The sequence below is a fragment of the Aeromonas sp. TECH754 genome (assembly GCF_056279295.1).
In genome coordinates this window covers 748,734-768,513 of the sequence record NZ_JBWBRA010000001.1, presented here as the reverse complement: position 1 = coordinate 768,513, position 19,780 = coordinate 748,734, and the positions used below count along the sequence as shown (strand labels likewise).

Sequence of the window (19,780 nt, the reverse complement as noted above, 5' to 3'; positions counted from 1 at the left end):
GCATCTGGGTCCGGCGACCGGAATTTGTCGTGCATCCGATATGTCTCCCTCATCCCCCTTCTCCCCGCAGGGGAAGGGGTCCCCCTCCTTGTGGAGAGGGGGCGAGGGGCGCCAATTAATGTTCAAGCGACCGGAATTTCTCACGCAGGTGATTACGAATGCCGATGGCCGTCAGGTTCAGACCGACGATCACCGTCACCAGCAGGAAGGAGGTGGCATACACCAGCGGCCGTGCCGCCTCGACGTTCGGGCTCTGGAAGCCGACATCGTAGATGTGGAAGCCCAGGTGCATGAACTTGCGCTCCACGTGCAGGTACGGGAAGTTGCCATCCATCGGCAACGTTGGCGCAAGCTTCACCACCCCCACCAGCATCAGCGGGGCCACTTCACCCGCTGCCCGGGCTATCGCCAGGATGAGGCCGGTCATGATGGCCGGGCTCGCCATGGGCAGTACGATGCGCCACAGGGTCTCGGCCTGGGTAGCGCCCAGTGCGAGCGAGCCCTGGCGAATGGTGCTCGGGATCCGGGCCAAGCCTTCTTCGGTGGAGACGATCACCACCGGCAGGGTCAGGATGGCCAGGGTCAGCGCCGACCAGATGACGCCGGGGGAGCCAAAGGTCGGGCTCGGCAGCGCCTCGGGGTAGAACAGCTGATCCAGGGATCCGCCCAGGGTGTAGACGAAGAAGCCGAGGCCGAACACGCCGTATACGATGGAGGGCACCCCCGCCAGGTTGATCACCGCGATGCGGATGATCTTGGTCAGGCTGTTCTTGCCCGCGTACTCGTGCAGGTAGACCGCCGCCACTACGCCGAGCGGGGTGACGATGATCGCCATCAGCATCACCATGAACACGGTGCCGAAGATGGCCGGGAACACGCCGCCCTCGGTGTTGGCCTCACGGGGGTCATCGGAGACGAACTTGCCAATCTGATGGAACCAGTGGCCCACCTTGGCCGGCAGGCTCATGTCGTTTGGCCACACCACGTCCAGCACCTTCGACATCGGCATGCTGACCAGCTCGCCACGCATGTCCTTGACGGTGATGGCATCGCGATCCGCCTGGGCTCGCAGGGAGAACAACTCCTTCTCCAGCCCCTGATAACGCTCGCCCAGGGTCTGGCGCTCGGCAGCCAGCTCGGTTTTCAGCTGGTCGGTCAGCTTGCCATCCAGCTCGGCCTTGCGCTCTTTCAGGCGCAGCTTCTCGAGCTGGTAGTTGATGCTGCCGATGTCACCCTTTTGCAGGTCGTTGGCCTGTTCGGAAAGCGCGTTGGCACGAGCCAGCACCCGTTGCAGTGCGGGATGCAGATCCTCGGTCAGCTCGCGGCCATCTTCCTTCACCGAGGTGATGTAGCCGTAGAAGTTGCCGTTGGTGGTGCGCTCCACCATGGCGAGCTCGGCCGGTTGGCTGCGGGACTTGATGTCGGTCTCGAGCAACCAGCGGAAGTCGAGGTCGACGAACTCACGGTTGCCGGTCTTGACCAGATAGCGGGTCAGTTGCTCGCGCTCTTCCCCAGCCAGTGCCTGGCCGGCGGCACGCAGCCGCTCGACCGGCACCAGCTCGCGATCGTTGACCTCGCCTATCAGCACGCTCTTGTTGCCGGCGGCGTCTTCCAACTGCCACTCATAGATGGGGTGCGGCCAGAAATAGACCAGACCACGCCAGCCGATCAGCAGCAACAGACCCAGTACCGCCACCAGACTCAGGCTGACGGCGCCACCCGTCATCCAGATCCAGGGGGCCCCTGATTTAAACCACTTACCCATTATCGATTCCTTGTTCATATACAGAACGGCTCATTACAGAGAGCTGTATTTTTCGCGCAACCGCTGACGAATGAACTCGGCCAGGGTGTTGAACATAAAGGTGAACACAAACAGGACGAAGGCCGCGAGGAACAGCACCCGGTAGTGGGAGCTGCCCACTTCCGATTCCGGCATTTCCACCGCGATGTTCGCCGCCAGGGTGCGCAGCCCCTGGAACATGGAGAAGTCCATGATGGGCGTATTGCCGGTCGCCATCAGCACTATCATGGTCTCGCCCACGGCGCGGCCAAGGCCCATCATCACCGCCGAGAAGATGCCCGGACTCGCGGTCAGGATCACCACCCGGCTCAGGGTCTGCCAGGGGGTGGCACCGAGTGCCAGAGAACCCTGGGTGAGGTGCTTGGGCACCGAGAACACCGCATCCTCGGCGATGGAGAAGATGGTGGGTATGACCGCGAAGCCCATGGCGATACCGACTACCAAGGAGTTGCGCTGGTCAAACTTGATGCCCATCTCGTGGGTCAGCCAGATGCGGGAATCGCCGTGCATGAAGGCATTCTCGATGAGCGGGCTCAGGGCGAAGGCGCCCCAGCCGATCAGCAGCAGCACCGGGATGAGCAGGATGGCGTGCCAACCCTCGGGCAGCCAGGAACGGCCACGTTCCGGCAGGTAATTCCAGATCAGCGCCGTCAGCAACATGCCCATCGGCAGCAAAATGAGCAGCAGGATCACCCCGGGCAGCGCCCCTTCGATGATGGGGGCGAGCCAGAGACCGGCCAGGAAGCCCAGGATCACGGTCGGCAGCGCCGCCATGATTTCCACCGTCGGCTTGACGTATTTGCGCAGACCAGCCGACATGAAGTAGGCGGTATAGATGGCGCCGGCCACGCCGAGTGGCACCGCGAACAGCATGGCGTAGAAGGAGGCCTTGAGGGTCCCGAACACCAGCGGCACCAGGCTCAGCTTGGCTTCGAAGTCATTGCTGGCGGAGGTGGATTGCCACACGTATTGCGGCTCCGGATAGCCTTCGTACCACACCTGCTGCCACAGCGCCGACCAGGTCACCTCGGGGTGTTCGTTCTCGACGGAGAACAGTTTGAAGTTGTTCTCCTGCTGCGCCAGCAACAGATTGTGGCGCGGGGAGATGGCCAGGGATGCAAGGGCACCACCTTCGACCTTCTCACTCAGCAGCTTGGTCTCGCCGGTGGCGTGGAAGAAGTTAACTGTCCCATCCTTGGCGCTGCTGATGAAGCCCTTGCGAAAGTGCTCGGGGGTCAGCAGATCGACGGGGCCGTCGCTCTTGAAGTCACGGATCTGGGTGAATGCACGCTTGCCATCTTTGGCCACCTCAAACCACTGGGAGATGACGCCGTTGTCATTGCCCACCAGCAGGGAAGACGCGCCGGAGAGCAGCGCGACCTGGGTCACGTTGGCATTCGGGGCATTGATCTCCATAACGTCGCGCAGGGAGATATCGTTCAGGTTATGGATGTCATAGACCGACAGGCGGTTGCCTTCCCGCACGAACAGGATGCGCAGGTTGGGGGTCAGCAACATCTGATCCACCTGACGCGGCAGGGAGGGAATGACGTAGTTCTGGCTGCTCCACTCGATCTCGCCGGAGAGGAAGTTCTCCTCACCGCTCAGCACCGCCATCACGCCACGGCCATCTTCGGTCACGGCGGCGGCGGCCATCTTGTCCTTGGTCGCCTCGAACACCATGCGTTGCAGCGCCTTGCCTTGCGGGTCGAGCACCATGGGCTCTTCGCCGAAGGGATACTGCAGGCTGGGCTCGATGACGCGCACGTCGTTGGGATAGGAGACTTTGAAATAGGGCTGAACCACCAGCGCCTTGCCATCGGCAAAGCCGTAGGCGATCAGCTTCTGACCCGGGGCGGGCGCGGCGACCGCGCTGATGTTACCGACAATCTGGGTCTGGCCCAGCACCTGGCCCACCTTGAGGTTGCCATCGGCTTGCACCACAAAGAAGCTGACCTGACCCTGGTCACTGAAGCGATAACCGATCTCGTTCTGCTCCTCGACGCCGAGCCAGGCCGTCTTGCCCTGCACCGGCAGGGTAAAGGAGGAGGTCGCATCCATGCTGGCGCCATTGAAGATGGGCTTCACCACATAGAGCAGGTAGAAGAATATAAGCAGCAAGGCCACCAGTACCAGACCACCTCCTGTGGTGACTCCGTACTTGGCCAGTTTGTCCTTGATCCGGCGTTTTCTACTGCCCGCCATGACCAGGTTGATCGATTCCGATGACATGCAAAACCTCAATGTGAGCTAGGCTTGGCGGCATTATATGGCGGTTGCATGACAGTTTTGTTACATGGGACGCGATGAAACGCAGGTTCTTGCAAGGACAAACAGGGGGCGTATTTTCTCATTGAGAAAGCGCCAACCGCTTGTTTATAGAGAGATATTTAAAGATAAGGGTAACGGGGAGGCCGGCGCCTCCCCGGCAGGCATCAGGATGGCGTATCGCTGGCGGGTTGCGATGCCAGCTTTTGTGCCTTCTTCTCGGCCCGGCGCCGTTTGAAAAACGCAGACAACTGGGCCGAACAGGCATCCGCCAGCACGCCGCCACAGAGCTCGACCCTGTGGTTGTGGCGGGGGTCTTGCAAGATCTCGAACACCGAGCCCGCCGCACCGGTCTTGAGGTCCCGCGCCCCGTAGACCACTCGCTTGACCCGGCTGTGAATGAGGGCGCCGGCGCACATGCAGCAAGGCTCCAGGGTCACGTAGAGCACGGTGTCAAGCAGCCGATAGTTTTGCAGCCGGGTGCCGGCGGCGCGGATCGCCATGATCTCCGCATGGGCGCAGGCATCGTGCTCGCTGATGGAGCGATTCCAGCCCTCGCCTACCACCTCGTCTCCCAGCACCAGCACGGCACCGACCGGGATCTCGCCGATCCCCTCAGCCTTGCTGGCCAGCGCCATGGCGTGGCGCATCCAGCGCTCGTCTTGCAGTACCTGGTTGATGGCGTCAGTATTCTCTGATGGCGTCACGCCCTTACCTCTTTATATTGCCTGTATATATTGAACATTGGCGCCGTGCTGAACGGGATCTCACCTGTTTCCCCTTCAGCCCTGGCGGCCAGCGCCATGGCGTGGCGCATCGGGCGCTCATCCTGCTGCGCTTGTTCAAAGAAGTCAGCATTCTCTGATGGCGTCACGCCCTTACCTCTTTATATTGCCTGTGTATCTTGAACATTGGCGCCGTGCTGAGCGGGCTCTCACCTGTTTCCCCCTCAGCCCTGGCGGCCAGCGCCATGGCGTGGCGCATCGGGCGCTCATCCTGCATCGGCTGCGACTCGGTCGCACTCTTCTCTGCTGGCTCCACGCCCGATCCTCATCGAGTATCCGTATTCAAAAGACGATAACACCGACTCACCCCCTGACGAGCCTCGGGCGCACCTTGGCTATCAGGTGCCCCGGCGCCCGATAGCCGCCGGAGAATGGGCGGCGATTATGCCAAATCTCTCGCCCGGACCCAAGTCGCACTTCCCTGTGAAACCGAGGGGGTGCGCAATAAAGAAGCAGTCGGCATCTCTCTGATAAAAAAGGAGTTGCGCCCACTTGCTCATATCATTAGACTCCTTTCCGTCAGCTCGACTGACCTCGTCGGTGTGTAGCGCAGCCAGGTAGCGCATCTGCATGGGGTGTAGAGGGTCGGAGGTTCGAATCCTCTCACACCGACCATTTTTCCCCGAAAATAGCCCAGTCTCCAGACTGGGCTATTTTTTTGCCTGCGCGCCCTCATCTCACTATCTTCTTCTCTTATTCTCGTCTTCACATCCGCATCATGTTGCCATCGACCACAAACACAGTGATGGCGTGCTTTTTATACAGAACCACTTGAAGCTTTCATCAAGTGTCGCTAGGATACGCAACTTTTCCGCCGGCCATTCATACAGGGAGGTGGGTATTCGGGTGAGGGAGTCACCAACCGGCTTGCAATCCATTGAGGCAAGCACCCATGACGCAAGCAGTTGATACTCAGCCCGACCAGCCCCTTCTCTCGTCCTCCCATCCCGCTCTCGAATCCGGTGATGCCGAATGCGGCAGCATGGTGCACCTCGATGTGATCGATCTCGCCGCCCCGGACGAGGATTACTGAGGCAACTCGGACCTCCCCCTCCCCCATCGAGAACGCGGATCAAGAGCCGGTTTTGTTGTCCGGCACCGCGGCTTGAATACTGCCAAATCACCACCGACAAAAATAACCACAAAATGCTGGTTAATTAGATGTTGTCAGTATTATTCACTGGTCATATCCCTGCCTCTACCTCCCCTACCCCTTTTGCTCCTTGATACAAACCTACGTTATTGCGCGTCATTTCAACCATGGGTGCACCACCCCCGCTGCGTTCACCAAACTCACCACCAAGTTTTAAACGGCAGTTCACCAGTCAACCTCGTTGGGCGCCAGATACCGGCTGCATTCACCGTATGGATTTCATACAGATGTTTTTACAAAGCCTGGAGTAAGGTCGGGATTTGTTTTTGCATTGGTAATTTTATTACGTAATTAATTACATTTTCACTGCTCGGCACCACGCTCATTCTTCTCCCCTGGCGAGGGGGATAAGCAAGAGCATAACCATCTGCATAGAGCTTTTATGCTAATCATCTAAATCTATTAAAAACATCAACTTAGATACCACTCAAAAACAGTCGTTTTAAAAATCAGGTTGACGACTCGGGCAAACTTTTGCACCTTATGAGTCGTGTTACCCCGCTGTTACGGGGAGTTTAATGAAAACAGGGATCGACGTTAGTCGTGGTTAATAAGTTCAAAATGTAACTTTTCAAAGGAGTGAACCCTATGTCGGCACCGGCCCAGACCATCAGCAGCACCCGTCTGCGCATTCAAGGCGAGATGCTTCCCGAATACGCGCCTATTCTGACGCCGGATGCGGTGGCCCTGGTATCCGAACTGGTGGAACGCTTTGCCCCCCAGCGCAACGAACTGCTGAAACAGCGGGTGGCCCGTCAGGCCCGTATCGATGGCGGGGAACTCCCCGATTTTCTGCCGGAGACCGCCCACATTCGCGAGAGCCAGTGGACGGTGCGCGGCATCCCGGCCGATCTGCAAGACAGGCGCGTGGAGATCACCGGCCCGGTCGAGCGCAAGATGGTGATCAACGCCCTCAACGCCAGCGTGAAAGTCTTCATGGCGGACTTCGAGGATTCACTGGCGCCAGCCTGGAATAAGGTGATCGAGGGTCAGATCAACCTGCGCGATGCGGTCAACGGCACCATCTCCTACCAGACGCCCGAGGGCAAGGCCTATACCCTCAGGGCTGATCCCGCCGTACTGATCTGCCGGGTGCGCGGCCTGCACCTGCCGGAGAAGCACGTCACCTTCGACGGCGCGCCCATCCCCGGCGGCCTGTTCGATTTCGCGCTCTACTTCCTGCACAACCACAAGGCGCTGCTGGCCAAGGGCTCCGGCCCCTACTTCTACCTGCCCAAGCTGCAGAGCCATCTTGAGGGACGCTGGTGGAGCGAGGTGTTCGCCTGGACCGAAGACAAATTCGGCCTGCCCCGCGGCACCATCAAGGCCACCGTGCTCATCGAGACGCTGCCGGCGGTGTTCGAGATGGACGAGCTGCTCTACCAGATGAAGGATCACATAGTCGCGCTGAACTGCGGCCGCTGGGACTACATCTTCAGCTACATCAAGACATTGAAGAACCACCCGGATCGCGTCCTGCCAGACAGGCAGGTGGTCACCATGGACAAGCCCTTCCTGTCGGCCTACTCGCGCCTGTTGATCAAGACCTGCCACCAGCGCGGTGCCCTGGCCATGGGCGGCATGGCGGCCTTCATCCCGGCCAAGGATCCGGCGGTGAACGCCGAGGTCTTCGCCAAGGTCAAGGCGGACAAGGAGCGGGAAGCGCACAACGGCCACGACGGCACCTGGGTGGCTCACCCCGGCCTTGCCGATACCGCCATGGCGGTGTTCAACGCGGCCATCCCGACCGGCGCCAAAAACCAGATCGGCGTGCTGCGCGAACAGGATGCCCCCGTCACCGCCGCCGATCTGCTGGCCCCCTGCGAGGGTGAGCGCACCGAAGCGGGCATGCGCACCAACATCCGGGTCGCCCTGCAATATCTGGAGGCCTGGATCAATGGCAACGGCTGCGTGCCCATCTACGGCCTGATGGAAGACGCGGCAACCGCCGAGATCTCCCGCACCTCCATCTGGCAGTGGATCCGCCATGGCAAGTCGCTGTCAAACGGCCAGGTGGTGACCAAGGCGCTGTTCCGCCAGATGCTGGCCGAGGAGCAGGAGGTGGTCAAAGCCGAGGTGGGTGCAGCCCGCTGGCAGGCCGGTCGCTTCTTGGAAGCGAGCGAGCTGATGGAGCAGATCACCTGCGCCGATACCCTGATCGATTTTCTGACGCTGCCCGGTTACGAGCGGCTCTGAGCCCAGAGCCCCGAGGGGCTCGCCAATAACAAGTCAATGGACACGTGAAATCAATGAAAGAGGGAACTGATATGGCACTGACCCGTGAGCAACAGATCCAGGCTATCGAGAAAGACTGGGCGGAAAATCCCCGCTGGAAAGGGATCAAGCGCGGCTACAGCGCCGAAGACGTGGTAAACCTGCGCGGCAGCTTGCAGCCTGCACACACCCTGGCCCAGCGCGGTGCCGACAAGCTGTGGGAGCTGATCCACGGCAGCGCCAGGAAAGGCTATGTGAACTGCCTCGGCGCCCTGACCGGCGGTCAGGCGGTGCAACAGGCCAAGGCGGGCATCGAGGCGATTTACCTCTCCGGCTGGCAGGTGGCGGCGGACAACAACCTCTCCTCCACCATGTACCCGGATCAGTCCCTCTACCCGGCCAACTCGGTGCCGTCCGTGGTGGAGCGCATCAACAACTCCTTCGCCCGCGCCGACCAGATCCAGTGGGCCAACAAGGTGGGCCCGCAGGATAAGGGCTTCGTCGACTACTTCCTGCCGATCGTGGCGGATGCCGAGGCCGGTTTCGGCGGCGTGCTGAACGCCTTCGAGCTGATGAAGGGCATGATTGAGGCGGGCGCCGCCGGCGTGCACTTCGAAGATCAGCTCGCCTCCGTCAAGAAATGTGGTCACATGGGCGGCAAGGTGCTGGTACCGAGCCAGGAAGCGGTGCAAAAACTGGTAGCGGCACGCTTGGCAGCCGACGTCTGTGGCACCACGACCCTGGTGATCGCCCGCACCGACGCCAACGCGGCCGACCTGCTGACCACGGATGCAGACCCGTATGATGCAGGCTTCCTGACCGGTGAGCGCACCGCAGAGGGCTTCTACAAGGTGCAGGCCGGCATCGAGCAGGCCATCTCTCGCGGCCTGGCCTACGCCCCTTACGCCGACATGGTGTGGTGTGAGACCGCCAAGCCGGACTTGGACGAGGCGCGTCAGTTTGCCGAGGCCATCAAGGCCCAGTACCCGGACAAGATCCTGGCCTACAACTGCTCCCCGAGCTTCAACTGGAAGAAGAACCTGGACGATGCCACCATCGCCCGCTTCCAGCAGGAGTTGTCCGACATGGGCTACAAGTACCAGTTCATCACCCTGGCGGGCATCCACAACATGTGGTTCCACATGTACGAACTGGCCTACCAGTACGCCCGTGGCGAGGGGATGAAGCACTATGTCGAGATGGTGCAGCAGCCGGAGTTCGCCGCCGCCGAGCGCGGTTACACCTTCGTGGCGCACCAGCAGGAAGTGGGTACCGGTTACTTCGACAAGGTCACCACCGTCATCCAGGGCGGCCAGTCCTCGGTGACTGCCCTGACCGGCTCCACCGAAGAAGATCAGTTCCACTGATAGCTGTGTAATGCTCGCAAACAAACCCCGGCCAAGTGCCGGGGTTTGTCGTTATGGGGCTTAGAACCTATCCCAGTAGGCGTAATCGTTGAAGGCAGTTTGAACACGGACAGCGCGCAGAAACCGGAGCGTACTGTAGTACGTGAGGATTTCGAGCACTGCCCAGGTTCAAAATGGCGAATAAGATAGCCTAATGGGATAGGTTTTCAGAGCTCGAGGATCTCTTTGACGAAAGGGATGGTGAGCTTGCGCTTGGCGCGAAAGGAGGCGTTGTCGAGCCGGTTGAGGGTGGCGAGCAGGGTGCGCATGTCGCGGGACAGCCGATTGAGCAGGAAGCGGCCCACGTCGATGGGCAGCTTGAAGCCGCGCAGCTCGGCGCGCAGTTGCAGGGCGCTGAGCTTGCCCTCGTCGTCCAGCTCGTCCAGGTGAAAGCTCACCCCCCAATCGAGGCGCGAGGCGAGATCCGGCAGTTGCAGCCCCAGCTTGCGCGGCGCGCTGCAGCCGGTGACCACCAGGGTGCCCTCGCCTTTCTCTTTCCAGCGGTTGTAGAAATCGAACAGGGCCCGCTCCCAGAGCGCGTTGCCGGCGATGGCCTCCAGACTGTCGAGACAGACCAATGGCAGGCTCTCGAGGGCATCGAGCATGCTGGGATCCAGCTGTTCAAACTGATCGAGGGAGAGATAGGCGGCGGCGGCGTCGCGGGCGTTGACCTCGGCGCAGGTGGCGTGCAGCAGGTGGGAGCGACCCGAGCCCTTGGCACCCCAGAAATAGAGGAAAGGCGCGCCCTGACCGATGGCCGCATTCTTGAGGGCGGTGATCAGATGGGCGTTGTTGCCGGGATAAAAACTGACGAAGGTTTCATCATCCGGTAATTGTACGGCTAAAGACAGTTGGGCCGGTTGCTTCACTCGTTGGGCTTTGACTGTGACATTTGTGCCCAAGTGTATCATTGCAATGGCAGATAGAGAACCGCCCGGACTCGGCCGAGCGGTGATGACAAGCCTGACAGGATCAGGCCTGCGACCATTGGTCGCGCAGCACTAATCCCGCCGCATGGGATCTGGTGCAAACGAGGTATCCATTGCCCAGCGGGAGAACCGCACAGATGCTCGGCCGGACGGTGAAGCCAAGCCCGACAGGATCAAGGCTGCGACCATTGGTAACGCAAGCCGCTCTCATTGTCTTCGATCTGGCGCAGACGGCTCTCCAGTTGCAGCCCCCGCACCAGCTCGGCCTTGTCCCCCTGCAGGGAGAGGTTGAAGGTAACCTTGTCCCCTTCCAGCTTGCCGATCACCACCTTGCTGACGCTGGCCATGCCTTGCAGCATCTTCTGCAGCTGGATCATGCCGTCGATCCCGGCGAGCCCTTCCACCACCAGGGTCTGGCTGGAGATGGTACCGGACAGGCGAGTACCGTAGTTTTGCACCAGCCAGCCGGCCAAAGTGTCGGCGAAGCCTTGCGCCACCTCGGCCTGGGAGCCGGCTCCCGCGCCCTTGGTCAGCTCGACCAGCTCACCGCCGGCCTTGGGCCCATAGAGTCCCCAGTCGATGCTCCACTTGCCCTCTTCCTTGTCATCGGGCGTCAGCTTGCCCAGCACCACCATCTCGGCACCGTAACGCTGGCTCGCTGCGAGGATGGGATCGGCGAAACGGCCCCAGACATCGGTGGCATTGACCGCCATGTTGTCATCGAGATCCATCAGCGGGATGCTGATCGGCAGGCCCATGGCCTGCGCCTGGCCGCGCAGGGCGGCGGCCCAGCCGTCGCTGGACTGATCCGGCAGGATGCGACGCTCCCCCTGATCGAGCACCAGCCAGATGGCCAGCTGCGGGCGCGCGGGGCCGAGCAGGGCAAACTTGCTCTGGGCTACCAGGGCGTTGACCTTGGTGACGTCAAAGTCGGCCTTGAGGAACTTGACCGGCCCGACATCCTGATAGCCGTAGTGCTGCACGTAATCCCCGGGGGTGGCCAGTGCCTTGACCACCTCGGGCTGGGTGAGGATGTCCCGCTTGCCGGTCACCTTGATGAGCACCTCCCCCAGCGCCTGGGTCTGGGCGGCGGTCATGTCGCCGCTGGTGGGCGCCTTGCCCTGATAGAGATCGGCCACCTGGGCAGCCGACACCATGAACGGCAGACAACAGCAGAGGAGTGTTGCTAAGCGTTTAAGCATAAAGAAGATTCTCGAAATGGGAGATGGGCTTATGGTAGCGGCAAGGCGCGCCTCCCAGCAAGACGACTATCCGGCCGAGCTTTCAAAAGCGTGAAGCCGGCACAAGGCCGGCTTCACGCGGATGAGGGCAAAACTTACTTGGTGCCGAAGATCTTGTCGCCGGCATCGCCCAGACCCGGGACTATGTAGCCCTTCTCGTTCAGGCCCTTGTCGACGGAGGCACAGTAGAGCTCCACGTCGGGGTGAGCGGCTTCCAGCGCCTTGATGCCTTCGGGGGCGGCGACCAGCACCAGCACCTTGATGGACTGGCAGCCCTTCTTCTTGAGCAGATCGATGGTGGCGATCATGGAGCCACCGGTGGCCAGCATGGGATCGATGACCAGCGCCAGGCGCTCCTCGATGTTGCTGACGATCTTCTCGAAGTAAGGAACCGGTTGCAGGGTCTCCTCATCGCGGTAGATACCGACCACGCTGACGCGCGCGCTCGGCATGTGCTCCAGCACGCCATCCATCATGCCCAGACCGGCACGCAGGATGGGCACGACGGTGACCTTCTTGCCCTTGATCTGGTCAACTTCCACTGGCCCGTTCCAGCCATCGATGGTAACTTTCTCGGTTTCGAAGTCAGAGGTCGCTTCGTAGGTCAACAAACTGCCCACTTCTTTGGCCAGTTCACGGAAACGCTTGGTGCTGATATCGCCTTCACGCATCAGCCCGATCTTGTGTTTGACCAGGGGGTGTTTGACTTCAACGACTTTCATTATTATCTCCTCTAACCGGCGCCAAAAAATCGCGGAATCATACAATAAAAGCCACGGCTTGTAGAGCTTTTCCACGCAAAAACGCGCAAACGATTTCCTTTCTGCTTTTACCCGCCCACTGGTAGAATACGCCCCGAATTTTACCCTCCACTTCTTTATATGACGGGGAATACGCGTGACTGACAAAACCTCACTGAGCTACAAGGATGCTGGCGTAGATATCGATGCCGGCAATGCACTGGTTGAACGTATCAAAGGCGTGTCAAAACGTACTCGTCGTCCCGAAGTCCTTGGTGGTCTTGGCGGCTTTGGGGCCCTGTGTCAAATCCCTGCGGGCTACAAGGAGCCGGTGCTGGTCTCCGGTACTGACGGGGTGGGCACCAAGCTGCGTCTGGCCATCGACTTGAAGAAGCACGACACCGTGGGCATCGATCTGGTGGCCATGTGCGTCAACGACCTGATAGTGCAAGGCGCCGAGCCGCTGTTCTTCCTCGACTACTACGCCACCGGCAAGCTGGATGTGGACACCGCCGCCGCCGTGGTCACCGGGATTGGCGTGGGCTGTGAGCAATCCGGCTGCGCCCTGGTGGGCGGCGAAACCGCCGAGATGCCGGGCATGTATGAAGGGGAAGATTACGACATCGCCGGTTTCTGCGTCGGTGTGGTGGAGAAGAGCGAGATCATCGACGGCAGCAAGGTCGGTGACGGGGATGCCCTGATCGCCCTGGCCGCCAGCGGCCCCCACTCCAACGGCTTCTCCCTGGTGCGCAAGATCCTGGAAGTCTCCAAGGCCGACGTGCATCAGCCGCTGGGTGAGACCACCCTGGCCAATGCCCTGCTGGAGCCGACTCGCATCTACGTCAAACCCGTGCTCAAGCTCATCAAGGAGTGCGAGATCCACGCCCTGTCCCATATCACCGGCGGCGGTTTCTGGGAAAACATCCCGCGCGTCTTGCCCGCCAACACCCAGGCGGTGATCGACGAGCAGAGCTGGCAGTGGCCGGCGGTGTTCAGCTGGCTGCAAGACGCAGGCAATGTCACCCGCCACGAGATGTATCGCACCTTCAACTGCGGCGTCGGCATGATCATCGCCCTGCCCGCCTCCCAGCTGGAAAAAGCCCTGACCCTGCTCAAGGCCGAAGGCGAAAATGCATGGCATATCGGCCACATCGCCAAGGCGGCAGATGGCGAGGAGCAGGTCGTCATTCAATGAATGACCGAATGAAGAGCCCAATGACACGCATCCTGGTCCTCATCTCCGGCAGCGGCAGCAACCTGCAGGTCATCCTCGACGACTGCGCCAGCGGCAAGATAGCGGGCGAAGTGGTCGGCGTCATCAGCAACAAGGCCGATGCCTATGGGCTGGTGCGCGCCCAGGAAGCCGGGGTGGCAACCTCCATCCTGGCCCAGCAGCAGTTTGCCCGTCGGGAAGATTACGATCTCGCCCTGCAGGCGCTGATGCAGGAGTACCGGCCGGATCTGGTGGTGCTTGCCGGCTTTATGCGGATCTTGAGCGCACCTCTGGTACGCCACTTCGCAGGGAAGATGATCAATATCCATCCCTCCCTGCTGCCGAAATACCAGGGCTTGCACACTCACCAACGCGCCATCGACGCCGGTGACAGCGAGCACGGTGCCAGCGTCCACTTCGTCACCGAGGAGCTCGACGGTGGCCCGGTGATCCTGCAGGCCCGGGTGCCCATCTTCGAGGGCGATGACGCCGATGACGTGGCGGCCAGGGTGCAGGCCCAGGAGCACAGCATCTACCCCCTGGTGGTGCAGTGGTTCTGCCAGGGGAGGCTGCAGATGCAGGAGGGCGCGGCCCTGCTGGATGGCGCCGTGCTCGGCCCGGCGGGTTATGCCAGCGAGTAGCGGAAACACCGAGATGTGAAAAGGGAGGCCTCTGGCCTCCCTTTTTTGTCTTTTGCAGTACAGCAGCCATGGCCGGCACAGGACTTAAACCGGTTCACGCGCTGTCGCGAGAAGCCGTCAGCAAGGTGAAGAGCAGCACATGAGCCTTGATCACGGCTTCGCAGCAAGCTCGTGGACGGGTTTACACCGGATTATCGATGTCGATAAAGGTCACCTCCAGCCCGTGCACCGTGGCCAGCCACTCCCCCAGCGCCTTGATGCCATAGCGCTCGGTGGCGTGGTGGCCCGCTGCGTAGAAGTGCATGCCCATCTCGCGAGCGGTGTGGATGGTCTGCTCCGAGGCTTCGCCGGAGATGAAGGCGTCGATGCCCTGCTCCGCCGCCTGATTGATGTAGCTCTGGCCACCGCCGGTGCACCAGGCCACGGAGCGGATAAACTCGGGCCCCGTGTCACCGCTGTACAGTGGCGTTCGACCGAGGCGCTCGGCGATGAGTGCCGCAAAGTCCGGCCCGCTCATGGGCACTTCCAGTTTGCCCACCATAGCCACGCTCTTGCTGTTCCAGGGCTCCAGCCCGCGGCGCACCTTGATGCCGAGCAACTTGGCGAGCTGAGCGTTGTTGCCCACCTCGGGGTGCACGTCGAGCGGCAGGTGATAGGCAAACAGGTTGATGTCGTGGGTCAGCAGGGTCTTGAGGCGACGCTGCTTCATGCCGGTGATCTGGGCCGGTTCCCCGCTCCAGAAGTAACCGTGATGGACCAGGATGGCGTCGGCATTGACGGCCACCGCCGCATCGATCAGCGCCTGGCTGGCGGTGACGCCGGTGACCACGTGGCGAATACGCTCACGCCCTTCCACCTGCAGGCCATTGGGACAATAGTCCTTGATGGCATGGGGTTCGAGCAGGTGGTTGAGCACGGTTTCCAGTTTTCGATGAGAGATCATAGGGTCCCCTAACACAATCAGACCCCGTCAACAGCCAGGGTCCTGGGTTCAAATCGTCAGGAGTCCATGATAATCGAGCCGGGCCGCCAAGGCCATGAGACTGGAAATCGGTTCGGGTGCTGTCACGAGAGGCCATCAGGAAGGTGACGCGCCGCACAGAAACCGGAGCTTATACATATAAGTGAGGATTCCGAGCAGCGCATGAGCCTTGATCATGGCGTAGCAGCAAGCACATGAGCAGATTTCAGGCGGACAGCTCGATGCCCGCCTCCCGCATCTGGGCCAGCTTGTAGCGCAGGGTGCGCGGGCTGATGCCGAGCCGGTCGGCGACCGCCTTGCGGCTGCCGTTGCACTCCTGCAGGGTGTCGAGAATGATCTGGTGCTCCTGCAACTTGAGCTCGCTGCCGAGCCCATCCCCCCCCGCCAGGCGCTCGAGCGGGCGCACCAGCGCCTCGTCCGTCTCCTCCAGGATCAGCTGGGCAGAACCAATCACCCCGTCCGGGCTCAGGATCAGGGCGCGCTGCACCACGTTGTCGAGCTCCCGCACGTTGCCGGGCCAGGGGTGGGCCAGCAAGCGTGCACGGGCATCGTCCATCAGCTGCGGCGTGGGCAAGCCCATCTGGCTGGCATGCAGCGCCAGCAGGTGCTCCGCCAGCGGCAATATGTCGCCGGGCCGCTCCCAGAGCGAACTCCAGCGCAGCGGGAAGACATTGAGACGGTAATAGAGATCCTCGCGGAACAGGCCGTCCTGCACCGCCTTCTTGAGATCGCGGTTGCTGGTGGCGATGACCCGAACATCGAGGGGGATCAGCTTGCGACTGCCGAGCCGCTCCACCTCTTTCTCCTGCAATACCCGCAACAGCTTGGCCTGCAGGCCCAAGTCCATCTCGGTGATCTCGTCCAGCAGCAGGGTGCCGCCCTGGGCCTGCTCGAACTTGCCGGGGCAACCCTGCACGGCGCCGGTGAAGGCTCCCTTCTCGTAACCAAACAGGGTCGCCTCCAGCATGTTCTCCGGAATGGCGGCGCAGTTGATGGCGACGAAGATCTGCTCGGCGCGGCTGGAGTTGTCGTGAATATAGCGAGCCAGCACCTCTTTGCCGGTGCCGCTCGGGCCGGTCACCATGACGGTGGCCTCGCTTCTGGCCACCCGGGTCGCCAGCTGGAACAGCTCGGCGGTCTTGGGATCCCCGAACACCACGGCCCGCTTCTCCACCTTCTGGGCCGGTACGTAGCGGCTGACCTGATTGAGCAGCACCTCGGGGGAGAAGGGCTTGGCGAGGTAATCGATGGCCCCCTCCCGCATGGCCCGCACGGCGCCATCGATGTTGGCATGGGCCGTCATCAGCAACACCGGTATCTGGGGGTATTGCTGGCGGATGTTGGCCAGCAGGGTCAGGCCGTCCATGCCCCCCATCTGAATGTCCGAGATGACCATGTCGAAGCGCTGGCGCGACAGGGAGAGTAGCGCCCGTTCACCACTGTCGGCTTCACGGCATTCGTAGCCGCCGAGCAGCAGAGTATCCACCAGCGCCTCGCGCAGGCCGTTGTCATCTTCCACTACCAGAATACGGACCTGGGTCATGCTACACCTCCGAGTTGCAGCTGTTGCTGATGCAAGGGGAACGACAGGGTAAAGCAGGTACCCTCGCCAGGCACCGAGGCCACGCCGACCTCCCCCTGATGGGCACGTACCACGGATTGCACCACCGCCAGCCCAAGGCCGGTGCCCTGGGAGCGGGTGGTGAAGAAGGGTTCGAAGATCTGGCTGAGCAGCTGGGCCGGCATCCCCTTGCCGTTGTCGAGGATGCGCAGCTCCACCCGGCTACCGCTGCGCACCGCGCTCACCAGCAGTGACGTGGCGCCGGCCTGCTGGGCGTTGGCGATCAGGTTGTTGATGGCGCCAGCCAGCGCGTTGCTGTTGGCGAGCAGCCAGAGATCCGGCTCCGGTGCCTCCATATGCAGCGCGCAGCCCTGTTGCTGGCAGAACACCTCGGCGCCGGCCTGCACCTGGGCCAACAACTCTTGAACCGAGGTCGGCGTCACCACCTGGTTGTCGCCGTTGCGGGCGAACAGCAGGATGTCGTTGATCTGTTTTTCCAGGTCTTGCAGCCTCGCCATCAGCTTTTGCTGGAACTGGCTGCGGGATTCGGGCTTGAGGGTGCGATTCGCGAGGTTGGCCGCATAGAGCATGGCGGCGGAGAGCGGGGTACGGATCTGGTGGGCCAGGGAGGCGGCCATGTTGCCAAGGGCCGACAACCGCTTCATGTGGTTGACCCTGTCCTGCAACTGACGGGTCTCGGTGAGATCGGTGATAAACACCAGTTGGCCGGGTTGATCTTGCAGCGGTTGGGTCGAGAGCTGGACCCGGCGCCCGTCGCGCAAAGAGATCTCGTGACCGTCATCCTCGCGGGGCTCGAAACAGCGGTCGATGATCTGGCGCCAGAGCAGGCCCGGCAGGGGTTCTCCCAACAGGGCGCGTGCGGCCGGGTTGGCGCGGGTGATCCGACCTTCCCCATCGAGCAGCAGTACGCCGGTCGGCAGTGCCTGGAAGATGGCGTAAAGCTGGCTCACCTCGTGAGACTGGAGCGGGTTGTCCTGCTGGGCGATTGTCATAAACCTGACCTCAAACTGGGTTTGGGATCAGGTTATTCAATTTCCATGCCAGTAAAATATCAGATATAAATCAATACATTAGACATCAAGTGTCAAAGCATTGACCTCGGCATCTGTTTAGGCTCGGTGCGAGAGGCCTAGGCCAGAGCAAGAACTTGATGCCCTTGCCCTGGGTCTCGCAGCCAGATGATGAGCCGCGACTCAGACGTCCTTGCTCATACCGTACTTCTTCATCTTCTCCACCAGGGTGGTGCGACGCATGCTGAGCAGGTCGGCGGCGCGGGCCACCACCCCTTCCTGGGACTCCAGGGCCTGGCGGATCAACTCCACCTCGAGATCGGCCAGCATCTCCTTGAGGTTGACCCCCTCCTGCGGCAGCTGCATGGGGAGCGAGAGACCACTGCTCGGCTCCGGCTCGAGCGGCGTCTGAAACACGGCGGCCAGGGCATCGCGCTCGTCCATCTCGGTGAGCCGCTCATCACGAGGCTCGCAGGGCAGCAGGCGATAGCGGCTCGGCAAGTCCACCACATCGACGATCTGGTTCGGGTAGAGGATCAACAATCGCTCGATGAGGTTCGACAGCTCGCGCACGTTGCCGGGCCAGGGGTACTGCATGATGGATTCCATGGCGCGCTGGGTCAGGCGGATGATCCCCCTGTGCTGCTCGGCATGGCGATTGAGCAGTTCCTGCAGCAGCAAGGGGATGTCGTCGGCGCGCTCGCGCAGGGGCGGCGTCTCGATGGGGAAGACATTGAGCCGATAGTAGAGATCCTCGCGGAACAGCTGGGTGCGGATCATCGCCTCCAGATCCCGGTGGGTCGCGGCGATGACGCGCACGTCCGCCTGTACCGGCTTGCCACCGCCCACTCTGTCGAACAGGCGCTCCTGCAGCACCCGCAGCAACTTGACCTGCATCGGTAGCGGCATGTCGCCTATCTCATCGAGGAACAGGGTGCCGCCCTGGGCCAGCTCGAAGCGGCCGCGGCGGGCGGCGATGGCGCCGGTGAAGGCACCCTTCTCGTGGCCGAACAGCTCGCTCTCCAGGAGCTCAGCCGGAATGGCGCCGCAGTTGATGGGCACGAAGGGGCCGCTGCTGCGGGAAGAGAGTTCGTGGATGGCGCGGGCCACCACCTCCTTGCCGGTCCCGGATTCGCCGAGGATCAGCACGTTGGCGTCGGTTTCCGCGACCTGGCCGATGAGGCGACGCACCTCCTGAATGCCCCTGCCCTTGCCCACCAGCAGCCGCAACAAGGCCTGGCCCTTGTCGTGCAGTTGCTGGCGCGGGTGCAGGGAGATGAAGGCCTGGCAGAAATGCAGGTGACGGGTCAACGACTCATAGGTGAAGGGCTCATCGCTGCCGCCGATGAAGTTGCTGTTGGGGTGACTGGCCTCAATCAGGGAGAGGAACGGGATGCGGGGAAAGGCGCCGAGCAGCTCGCCGAGGGGGCGCTCCTGCAACTCGCCCGTCAGGATCCCTTGCAGCGGGCCGGACGATTCGATGGCCACATCGAGCTCGGGCTCCGCTACCTCTTGCCAGGGGATCCCCATGAACGAAAGCACTGTTCCCAGCTGCTGGCGCCGCTGTTCATCGGCATCGACAATCAATACCTCCATCGCCATCCTATCCATCCTTTATCTACACCTGATGCCAAGTTATTGTTTTTTCGTGCTTATTAAGATAGCCACGCACGTTGAATGAGGGGCACAAAGTGCCAAAATTCTGGCGGATTGTCAAAAAATGTCGCACCCGGTGCCATCTTGCCGAGAGAGGGATCACAATCAGCCCATTTTTGTCGTCTGCGGAAAGTGGAAAAACCACCAGAGCAGAGA

16 protein-coding genes and 1 tRNA gene are annotated in these 19,780 nt (G+C 61.5%); 6 read left to right on the top strand and 11 right to left on the bottom strand.

Annotation, left to right across the window (positions count from 1 at the left end; genetic code table 11):
* Window positions 1-115: 115 nt before the first annotated feature.
* The 4 genes from pstA to ACZ9IL_RS03405 all read right to left on the bottom strand — a co-directional run bounded on the left by pstA (window position 116) and on the right by ACZ9IL_RS03405 (window position 4,946).
* Window positions 116-1,765 carry a phosphate ABC transporter permease PstA gene (pstA, locus tag ACZ9IL_RS03420; RefSeq protein ID WP_476002241.1) on the bottom strand — a complete coding sequence of 550 codons (1,650 nt, stop codon included), beginning with the start codon at window positions 1,763-1,765 and terminating at the stop codon, window positions 116-118.
* A 33-nt stretch (window positions 1,766-1,798) separates the two neighbouring features.
* Window positions 1,799-4,036: a phosphate ABC transporter permease gene (locus ACZ9IL_RS03415; protein ID WP_476002240.1), complete on the bottom strand. Its 2,238-nt coding sequence runs from the start codon at window positions 4,034-4,036 to the stop codon at window positions 1,799-1,801.
* Between the two features lie 203 nt (window positions 4,037-4,239).
* Window positions 4,240-4,779 (bottom strand): tRNA adenosine(34) deaminase TadA, encoded by a 540-nt coding sequence (gene tadA / locus ACZ9IL_RS03410; RefSeq protein ID WP_476002239.1) that lies wholly within the window; start codon window positions 4,777-4,779, stop codon window positions 4,240-4,242.
* Complete coding sequence (locus ACZ9IL_RS03405) at window positions 4,776-4,946, bottom strand: hypothetical protein (RefSeq protein WP_476002238.1); 171 nt, start codon at window positions 4,944-4,946, stop codon at window positions 4,776-4,778. The genes tadA and ACZ9IL_RS03405 overlap by 4 nt, the downstream gene beginning before the upstream one ends.
* 449 nt (window positions 4,947-5,395) lie before the next feature.
* Here ACZ9IL_RS03405 and ACZ9IL_RS03400 point away from each other — a divergent pair.
* The 4 genes from ACZ9IL_RS03400 to aceA all read left to right on the top strand — a co-directional run bounded on the left by ACZ9IL_RS03400 (window position 5,396) and on the right by aceA (window position 9,591).
* Window positions 5,396-5,472, top strand: a tRNA-Pro gene (locus ACZ9IL_RS03400).
* A gap of 277 nt (window positions 5,473-5,749) precedes the next feature.
* On the top strand, window positions 5,750-5,890 hold the full coding sequence (locus ACZ9IL_RS03395) for a hypothetical protein (protein ID WP_476002237.1): 141 nt from the start codon (window positions 5,750-5,752) through the stop codon (window positions 5,888-5,890).
* Window positions 5,891-6,598: 708 nt separating this feature from the next.
* Window positions 6,599-8,206, top strand: a complete 1,608-nt coding sequence (gene aceB / locus ACZ9IL_RS03390; RefSeq protein ID WP_476002236.1) for a malate synthase A — start codon at window positions 6,599-6,601, stop codon at window positions 8,204-8,206.
* 71 nt (window positions 8,207-8,277) lie between these two features.
* A complete protein-coding gene (gene aceA / locus ACZ9IL_RS03385; RefSeq protein WP_476002235.1) occupies window positions 8,278-9,591 on the top strand; it encodes an isocitrate lyase in 1,314 nt (437 codons plus the stop codon).
* Window positions 9,592-9,797: 206 nt separating this feature from the next.
* On the opposite strand, the gene hda is transcribed toward aceA, so the two are convergent.
* From hda to upp, 3 genes are all read right to left on the bottom strand, one after another.
* Complete coding sequence (gene hda, locus ACZ9IL_RS03380) at window positions 9,798-10,499, bottom strand: DnaA inactivator Hda (RefSeq protein ID WP_476002234.1); 702 nt, start codon at window positions 10,497-10,499, stop codon at window positions 9,798-9,800.
* Window positions 10,500-10,732: 233 nt separating this feature from the next.
* Window positions 10,733-11,761 carry a DUF2066 domain-containing protein gene (locus ACZ9IL_RS03375; protein WP_476002233.1) on the bottom strand — a complete coding sequence of 343 codons (1,029 nt, stop codon included), beginning with the start codon at window positions 11,759-11,761 and terminating at the stop codon, window positions 10,733-10,735.
* A 134-nt stretch (window positions 11,762-11,895) separates the two neighbouring features.
* Window positions 11,896-12,522, bottom strand: a complete 627-nt coding sequence (gene upp, locus ACZ9IL_RS03370) for a uracil phosphoribosyltransferase (RefSeq protein WP_043137488.1) — start codon at window positions 12,520-12,522, stop codon at window positions 11,896-11,898.
* A 175-nt stretch (window positions 12,523-12,697) separates the two neighbouring features.
* Here upp and purM point away from each other — a divergent pair, with 175 nt between their 5' ends.
* Together purM and purN are read left to right on the top strand one after the other, a co-directional pair.
* The gene (gene purM, locus ACZ9IL_RS03365; RefSeq protein ID WP_476002232.1) at window positions 12,698-13,735 is read left to right on the top strand and encodes a phosphoribosylformylglycinamidine cyclo-ligase; all 1,038 of its coding nucleotides are present in this window, start codon (window positions 12,698-12,700) and stop codon (window positions 13,733-13,735) included.
* 20 nt (window positions 13,736-13,755) lie between these two features.
* Window positions 13,756-14,394 carry a phosphoribosylglycinamide formyltransferase gene (purN, locus tag ACZ9IL_RS03360; RefSeq protein WP_476002231.1) on the top strand — a complete coding sequence of 213 codons (639 nt, stop codon included), beginning with the start codon at window positions 13,756-13,758 and terminating at the stop codon, window positions 14,392-14,394.
* A 181-nt stretch (window positions 14,395-14,575) separates the two neighbouring features.
* Here the strand turns inward: purN and ACZ9IL_RS03355 are convergent, their stop codons facing one another.
* The 4 genes from ACZ9IL_RS03355 to ACZ9IL_RS03340 form a co-directional block, all read right to left on the bottom strand.
* Window positions 14,576-15,337, bottom strand: a complete 762-nt coding sequence (locus ACZ9IL_RS03355; protein WP_476002230.1) for a Nif3-like dinuclear metal center hexameric protein — start codon at window positions 15,335-15,337, stop codon at window positions 14,576-14,578.
* 244 nt (window positions 15,338-15,581) lie between these two features.
* On the bottom strand, window positions 15,582-16,919 hold the full coding sequence (locus ACZ9IL_RS03350) for a sigma-54-dependent transcriptional regulator (RefSeq protein WP_476002229.1): 1,338 nt from the start codon (window positions 16,917-16,919) through the stop codon (window positions 15,582-15,584).
* The gene (locus tag ACZ9IL_RS03345; RefSeq protein WP_476002228.1) at window positions 16,916-17,950 is read right to left on the bottom strand and encodes a sensor histidine kinase; all 1,035 of its coding nucleotides are present in this window, start codon (window positions 17,948-17,950) and stop codon (window positions 16,916-16,918) included. Before ACZ9IL_RS03345 ends, ACZ9IL_RS03350 begins: the two co-directional genes overlap by 4 nt.
* Before the next feature lie 201 nt (window positions 17,951-18,151).
* A complete protein-coding gene (locus ACZ9IL_RS03340; RefSeq protein WP_476002227.1) occupies window positions 18,152-19,570 on the bottom strand; it encodes a sigma-54 dependent transcriptional regulator in 1,419 nt (472 codons plus the stop codon).
* Between the last annotated feature and the right edge of the window lie 210 nt (window positions 19,571-19,780).